Here is a 6,869-nt window from a genome sequence, read left to right as displayed (position 1 = left end):
AAAAGGAAGTTTTGGAGCCGACATGAAAGTTGAGTTATGTAATGATGGACCATTTACGATCGTCTTAGAATCCTGACTTCAAAGCTGTAGGAATGCCCGAAGTTTACATAACTATATTACGTAAACTTCGGGCTTCCTTTTACATTTTAATAAGTCAAATCTTATTATCTGCCTACGACTGGTCGGAATACGAGTCACAGGCACTCAGTGCCGGTCAGGCAGAACCGGCACTGAATGAAAGAGAAGCACTGGAAAGGTTTCAGAATTCTATGCAAAAACGATACCCATTATCGCCATGACTGCAAATACATTTGCCAAAGACGTAGACATGGCATTACAATCCGGTATGAATTATCATCTGGCTAAACCGCCAGACATACCACAACTGATGAATAATTTGAACAAATGGCTGTAAACAATATGAATAGCATACATTTAGGAGGTTTCAATTGAAAAAAAACACAAATACAGGAAGCGTAAAAATTATCCCGCTGGGAGGCTTTGATAAAATAGGTATGAATATTACCGCATTTGAATACGAGGACAGTATTATCGTCGTAGACTGCGGAATTTCATTTCCGGATGAAGAAATGCTTGGCATTGACAAAGTAATTCCGGATGTCACTTATCTGATCGAAAATAAGGCTAAAGTAAAGGGATTTGTTATTACTCATGGTCATGAAGATCATATTGGGGCTCTGCCATATATCCTGCCCCAGATCAATATACCGATTTATGCAACCCAGCTTACAATGGGATTGATCGAACATAAGCTGGAAGAGGCGCATTTAATGAAAAACACCCGCCGCAAAGTGGTAAAACACGGCGGCATTATCACTCTGGGATCATTCCGGGTTGAATTTATCAAAACGAATCACAGCATTGCCGATGCCAGCGCACTGGCAATCTATTCACCCGCAGGTATCATTGTGCATACGGGTGACTTTAAGATCGACTATACACCGTTATTTGGAGATGCCATTGACCTGCAGCGTTTGGGTGCCTTGGGTAAAAAAGGCGTGCTGGCACTGATGTGTGACAGTACCAACGCTTTGCGCCCGGGCTTTACCCCATCTGAGATTAAGGTTGCAAAAACATTCGACACGCTGTTTGAGGAAAATAAGTCACACCGTATCTTCGTTGCTACCTTTGCTTCCAATATCGACAGGGTGCAGCAGATTATTAACACGGCATATAAATTTGGACGAAAAGTAATCCTGCAGGGGCGCAGTATGCTCAACGTAATTCGGATTGCCTCAGACCTGGGCTATGTGAAAATTCCAAAGAATACTCTAATCGATATCGATCTTATGAAAAACTATCCCGATGAAAAACTGGTTTTAATCACAACCGGAAGCCAGGGAGAATCCATGGCGGCTCTGTCCCGTATGGCGGATTCCACGCATAAAAAAGTGTCGGTAAAACCCGGGGATGCGATTATTTTAAGTTCAACGCCAATCCCCGGAAATGAAAAGGCCGTTTCGAAAATTATAAATGAATTATCCATGAAGGGTGCCAATGTAATCTTCCAGGATACCCATGTATCAGGACATGCCTGCCAGGAAGAAATCAAACTGATCTATTCCCTTGTTCACCCGAAATATGCGGTGCCAATGCATGGGGAATACCGCTACCGGGCAGCCCAGGCAAATCTGGCACAAGCACTTGGCATTCCAAAAGAAAACACATTTCTGATTGAATGCGGAAACGTGCTGGCACTTTCCGAAGAAAAGGCCTCTGTCATCGGAAAGGTTCCAGCCAGAGGCATCATGGTAGACGGATTAGGCATTGGTGATGTGGGGAATATTGTCATGCACGACAGACAGAGCTTGTCTGAAAATGGCATTATGGTGGTTACCGTTACACTGGAAAAAGACACCAACCAGGTTCTGGCCGGACCGGATATCATCTCCAGAGGATTTGTATATGTACGGGAATCCGAGGAATTAATGTCCCAGCTGCGCAGCCTTGCCGCTGATACACTGGAACGCTGTAACAAGAAGAAAATAACGGACTGGGGAAAGATTAAGTCAGCACTCCGGGATGATCTTGGAGATTTCCTGTGGAAAAAAATAAAAAGATCACCGATGATACTTCCAATCATAATGGAAGTATAAACATTAGAGCGTGTTTGAAAATTGCTTTCTGGCTGCTGTGCATCACACTTTGTGGGAGATTTGTCCCGGGTGAAGGGCGCGCAGCGGGCTACGTAATCTGAATTCGGGGCAGATATGTATCTTTATGGATATACAGATGCCGGTAATGGCTTGTTTTATGATTCCTAATCATATTCAATCTTATAAATGAAAATGATTATCTAAAAAAGGGAGCAATCCGCTGTATGAACCACAAGCGGAATGCTCCCTTTTTAGTAGTGTTTTTCATGCTGTTATCTCAGATCATCACAATAGGCTTATTCTGTCTTTTTCTTCTTCATGGACAGCAGTTTATCCAGATAAATGGATTTCATCTGTTTGCTTGCCAGCATCTGCTTCACCGGCGGAAGTTTTAAAATAGTTCCGAAAACAGCTGCCATCGCCCTATGGTTTGCAAAGGCGTGATTATCGAAAATCAGATTCTGAAGGGTTCCTTTTTCGATTGCCTGCAGTACAAACCGATGGGTACTGTTTACCGGGGTAATAATCTGTACCGCCCGGCGTTTCATTTCAATGGCTTTTGTGGGGCAGTTACCGGCACACACACCGCAGCCCAGGCAAATATCCGTATCAATGACCGCATTCTTGTCCTCCATCTTTATTGCCAGAATAGGACAAACCTTCGCACACTTGCCGCAGGAGATACATTTATCTTTGGCTATCTCAGGGATATAATTTGTAGTTGCCACAGGCTGCATGGGGCTGAACTTCCTTGCCGCCTGTAAGGCCTCACAGCAGCATCCACAGCAATTACAGATAAACATTGGATCTTCCCTTACATTTTCACCGATCTGTACCAGATTGGACGCATAAGAGCGTTCCAGCGCATCGTATGCCTCTTCTTTTGAGATCAGCCTGGCATGTCCGCCGTGCTCTGCAAGGGAACGTGCCACATTTCCGAAAGTCAGACACACATCCCAGGGAGCTTCAATTTCACAGGGATGCCCCGCATGGTACATCTTGTGCCTGCAGTAGCAGGTGCCAAGCCCGATGTATTTTGCCTCTTCCACAATATGGCTTGCCCGCTCATGATCCAGAATATGGAGTGTATTTTCTGTAGACAAAACCGGTTCCTGTACAAATACCCGTCCAAGTCTGGTTTCAGTAGCATAGAAGAGGTCTTTTACAAAATCCTCCTCCATATTCATGTACTGATAATACAGTTCGCTTAAATATTTCTGATCAATATCCCCTCTGGTCCTCATCAGGGCAAATTCAAAAAACCCAGCCATAGGCGGCGGCATTACAAATTTTCGCTGTCCATTGTGAAAAGAATCTACCAGCAAGGCTTTCTCACAAAGGTGATCCAGCACTTTTTCTGCTTTTAATTCGGTCGTCCCCCAGATCTGTGCCGCCTTTTTAGCCGTAAAAGGCCGCACCGGCAGCAGTGAGATCCATTTTGCTTCTTTTTCCGAATACAAAACCTCCAGGATCTTATAGAGTGTTTGGGAAGCAGGAGCACCCTGCGTAAACCAGTTTATACGTTCCTCCAGATTTTTATAGGCTTCTTTTGAAGTAATATGTCCCATTTTTCCACGCTTTCTCAGTATATTACACCTGTTTCATTTCTTATTGCAATAGAAGTATTTTAAAATAAATTATTTCTATTGTCAAACTACTTCCGGGACATTTTTTTATTTATTTAAATGTACACTTACTTCCCACACCCTATGGATATACATAGTAACTGTATCTGCCTATTCAAAGTTCTGTCTGCCAGAGCGTATTCTAAAATTGCTTTCCGACAGCTGTGCGTCGTAGTTTGTGGGAGATTAGTTCCAAATTATGGGCACATAGCGGGCTATCTAACCTGAATTTGGAACTAATATGCCGCAAAGTGGTACAAGTGGCAGGAATGAATTACGGCACAGTCTGGTCAGTGGTTACGGTCTCTGAGGCATGGTAAATGAAGCCAGAGCCTGATTTAAATAATCATTAAAAGGCTTCATTTTATGGAAGATATCCACGGACAGATCTAAAAATCCATCCACATCTTCAAACTGTGCATCACAGATGGCATATTCCAGATCCCAGGATTTATGCTTCAGGAATTCAGCAAGGGGATGGTCCTTGTCATAACCCCTGGGCACATTCTTCAGCTTTTCCCCAAGTACTTGGAAATTCTCCTGAAAATCCCTGCTGTTAATTATACCCATAAATGCTTCGCCGTGACCTGTCAGATAATCCCGCACCATAGTGGTGGCATCCGGGAACTGCGTGGCGAAGACGCCTCCGCCAAGTATAGATTCCCCTGGCTTGATACAGATAAAATACCCCGCCGGAATGGGAAGACGCCCCGCCGATGAAATATGTGCCCGGAAAGAGGGGTTGTAAGGAGATTTATTCTTACTGAATCGGGTATCCCGGTTTAAACGGAAGACCAGGTCTTTTGCACTTAGCCACGCCACTGATTCGTCATATGCCGAAATCCTAACGATCATTTCCCCGATCAGACTTTCAAATTCTCCTTTTGCTTCCTGGTACAGTTTTTTATTTTCCTGCATCCACTCAAATGAATTATGCTCCTGCAGCAGTGTTAAAAACTCTAAAATCACCTTATTGTTCATTCTTATCCTCCTTGATCATTGCACAAAATATGCCTTTTTAATCGTTACACTTAATTAGACAGCTCGATCAGCCGGTTGTGACATCTTTTTTTTATTATTTGAATAATCCTATGGTTTTTATTTCTAATAAAGCTGTATTCTATTTCATTTACTATTTACAATACCCGCTGCAACGTTGTATGCTTATAGGGTATATGAGAATTAGAAATGAAAATAGAAACTTTAAAGACAAGGACAGATTAATAAGATTATGAATGACTTGGAAAACAAACAACAGCGCTTTCTAAATGCCTGTCAAAAGATTCGATATGGCAGCAAAAACTTCAACGGCATCGGGACACTGTCAGAAAAGACACTCCATGCTGTGTTAAAAGAATACTATGAACCTCGAATAGAACACCAGGAGGTACGGGTGGAGTCTTATGTGGCAGATATTAAGTCGGAACGGGAGATTATTGAAATACAAACCCAGAATTTTAACAAGCTTAGGAAAAAGCTGGAGGTATTTACCAAGGTCTGTGACGTGCGTATCGTATATCCAATCGCCAGCACCAAATGGCTTCTGTGGATCGATAAGACGACAGGAGAGGTGTCACAGCCTAGAAAAAGCCCCAGACGCGGCAGTTATTATGACATCTTCCATGAGTTGTACAAAATAAAGGAACTTCTTAAAAATCCCAGAATTAAGCTGACCATTGCCATGATCGAGATCGAAGAGTACCGCTATCTGGACGGATGGAGCAGAGATAAGAAGAAGGGATCTACACGTTGTGAACGGATACCCATTGGTTTAACGGATGAAATCTTTATAGACAGTCCAAAAGATTACCACAAACTACTTCCCCCTGGACTAAAATCCGATTTTACATCCAAAGACTTTAAATCTGCTTCTAAGCTGTCTCTTTCCAAAGCACAGCTGGCATTAAATGTACTGTATTACTTAGAAGTTGTTCAAAGAACGGGAAAAGCGGGAAAATTGTACACCTACTCTACGGAGCGTTGATTGCAAAAATTTGCCCAGTGGCATATGCTGATTACAGGAGGTGAATATAATGGATTGTAATAAAGTGGGTCTGCTGATATTGGAACTGAGAAAAGAAAAGAACATGACACAAAAGGAAATTGCAGATGCTATGAATATCAGTGACAAGACCATCTCCAAGTGGGAGAGAGGGCTTGGATGTCCCGATGTTTCACTGCTTAGTGAATTGTCCCATATATTAGGCGTTAACATTGAAAAAATATTACAGGGCGATTTAGACCCGAATCATACAGATGGAGGAAATATGAAAAGAGTAAAGTTCTATATGTGCCCGACTTGCGGAAATGTTCTGACCAGCACGGCTAAAGCAGAGCTTTCCTGCTGCGGACGAAAATTGGAGCCCCTGGAAGTAAAAGCAGCAGATGAGCACCACATAATAACGGCAGCAGACATAGATGATGAATCTTATATCACTCTGGATCATCCCATGACCAGAGAACACTATCTGACCTTTGCCGCCTATGTCACCTGTGACCGGCTTCAGTTAATCAAATTATACCCGGAACAAAATGCCGAACTTCGCATTCCAAAAATCAGAAGCGGAAAATTTTATATCTGCTGCAGCAATCATGGATTGTTTGCCTTATAGTGCATTATATTCTTTTTGACATGTATTCGACCACATTTTACGAGGCAAAATTTTCAAATTGAATTGCAGCAAGATGCAATCAACGGAATAATATTGTTGATTGCATCTTTTTACATAAACTCGATCTCTATTTTTTCCGAAGGCTGACCTCTCATTTCACTATAGATGATATCGCAGTAATCAATATTTCCCTTATGGTCCAGATTATCCGTAATCATTGATAAGATCTCCAGGCTTTCCTTTCGGAACTCCTGCTTTACCGTGGGCAGCACCTGCAAAAATGTCTTTTTATGTATCACACGGCCTTTTACAATATAGAACAGTTTTCTTCCAGCGTCTGTTTCCAGATTCAGCATCACATGGCTTTTCATCCAGTTCTCATAAGAATCCAGACCCTTTTTCAGATATTGCAGATACTGGATTAAATCCCGGTAGAAGGCTGCTGTTTCATATTTTTCAGCCTGTGCCGCTTTACTCATTGTCTTTTGTGCTTGTCTTAAAAACTGTTCCCGTAC

General features: G+C 42.5%; 8 protein-coding genes and 1 pseudogene. 5 read left to right on the top strand and 4 right to left on the bottom strand.

The window, feature by feature from the left end; all coding sequences use genetic code 11:
• Window positions 1–76 (top strand): D-aminoacyl-tRNA deacylase (locus ACH2DQ_RS16475; RefSeq protein WP_395027474.1); only part of this gene is annotated, 76 nt, incomplete at its 5' end.
• 373 nt (window positions 77–449) lie between these two features.
• Window positions 450–2,117, top strand: coding sequence for a ribonuclease J (locus ACH2DQ_RS16470; RefSeq protein ID WP_394911260.1), 1,668 nt, complete (start codon window positions 450–452; stop codon window positions 2,115–2,117).
• Window positions 2,118–2,164: 47 nt separating this feature from the next.
• Here ACH2DQ_RS16470 and ACH2DQ_RS16465 read toward each other — a convergent pair.
• Window positions 2,165–2,233, bottom strand: a pseudogene (locus ACH2DQ_RS16465) (hypothetical protein); the annotation flags it as partial.
• A gap of 180 nt (window positions 2,234–2,413) precedes the next feature.
• Window positions 2,414–3,685 carry an ATP-binding protein gene (locus tag ACH2DQ_RS16460; RefSeq protein WP_394911259.1) on the bottom strand — a complete coding sequence of 424 codons (1,272 nt, stop codon included), beginning with the start codon at window positions 3,683–3,685 and terminating at the stop codon, window positions 2,414–2,416.
• Between the two features lie 117 nt (window positions 3,686–3,802).
• Between ACH2DQ_RS16460 and ACH2DQ_RS16455 the strand changes: the two genes are divergently transcribed.
• Complete coding sequence (locus tag ACH2DQ_RS16455) at window positions 3,803–3,970, top strand: DUF6783 domain-containing protein (RefSeq protein ID WP_394911258.1); 168 nt, start codon at window positions 3,803–3,805, stop codon at window positions 3,968–3,970.
• Between the two features lie 69 nt (window positions 3,971–4,039).
• Here the strand turns inward: ACH2DQ_RS16455 and ACH2DQ_RS16450 are convergent, their stop codons facing one another.
• The gene (locus ACH2DQ_RS16450) at window positions 4,040–4,723 is read right to left on the bottom strand and encodes a DUF2461 domain-containing protein (protein ID WP_395027465.1); all 684 of its coding nucleotides are present in this window, start codon (window positions 4,721–4,723) and stop codon (window positions 4,040–4,042) included.
• Window positions 4,724–4,973: 250 nt separating this feature from the next.
• On the opposite strand from ACH2DQ_RS16450, the gene ACH2DQ_RS16445 reads away from it, so the two are divergent.
• Both ACH2DQ_RS16445 and ACH2DQ_RS16440 read left to right on the top strand, forming a co-directional pair.
• Entirely contained in the window at window positions 4,974–5,726 is a 753-nt protein-coding gene (locus ACH2DQ_RS16445; protein ID WP_394911256.1) for a hypothetical protein, read from the top strand.
• Window positions 5,727–5,775: 49 nt separating this feature from the next.
• Window positions 5,776–6,354: a helix-turn-helix domain-containing protein gene (locus ACH2DQ_RS16440; RefSeq protein ID WP_394911255.1), complete on the top strand. Its 579-nt coding sequence runs from the start codon at window positions 5,776–5,778 to the stop codon at window positions 6,352–6,354.
• 110 nt (window positions 6,355–6,464) lie between these two features.
• Here ACH2DQ_RS16440 and ACH2DQ_RS16435 read toward each other — a convergent pair.
• Window positions 6,465–6,869: UvrB/UvrC motif-containing protein (locus ACH2DQ_RS16435; RefSeq protein ID WP_395027463.1), on the bottom strand; the 405-nt coding region annotated here is incomplete at its 5' end.

Source organism: Robinsoniella sp. (genome assembly GCF_034124845.1).
This window is presented reverse-complemented; position numbering and strand designations above follow the sequence as displayed.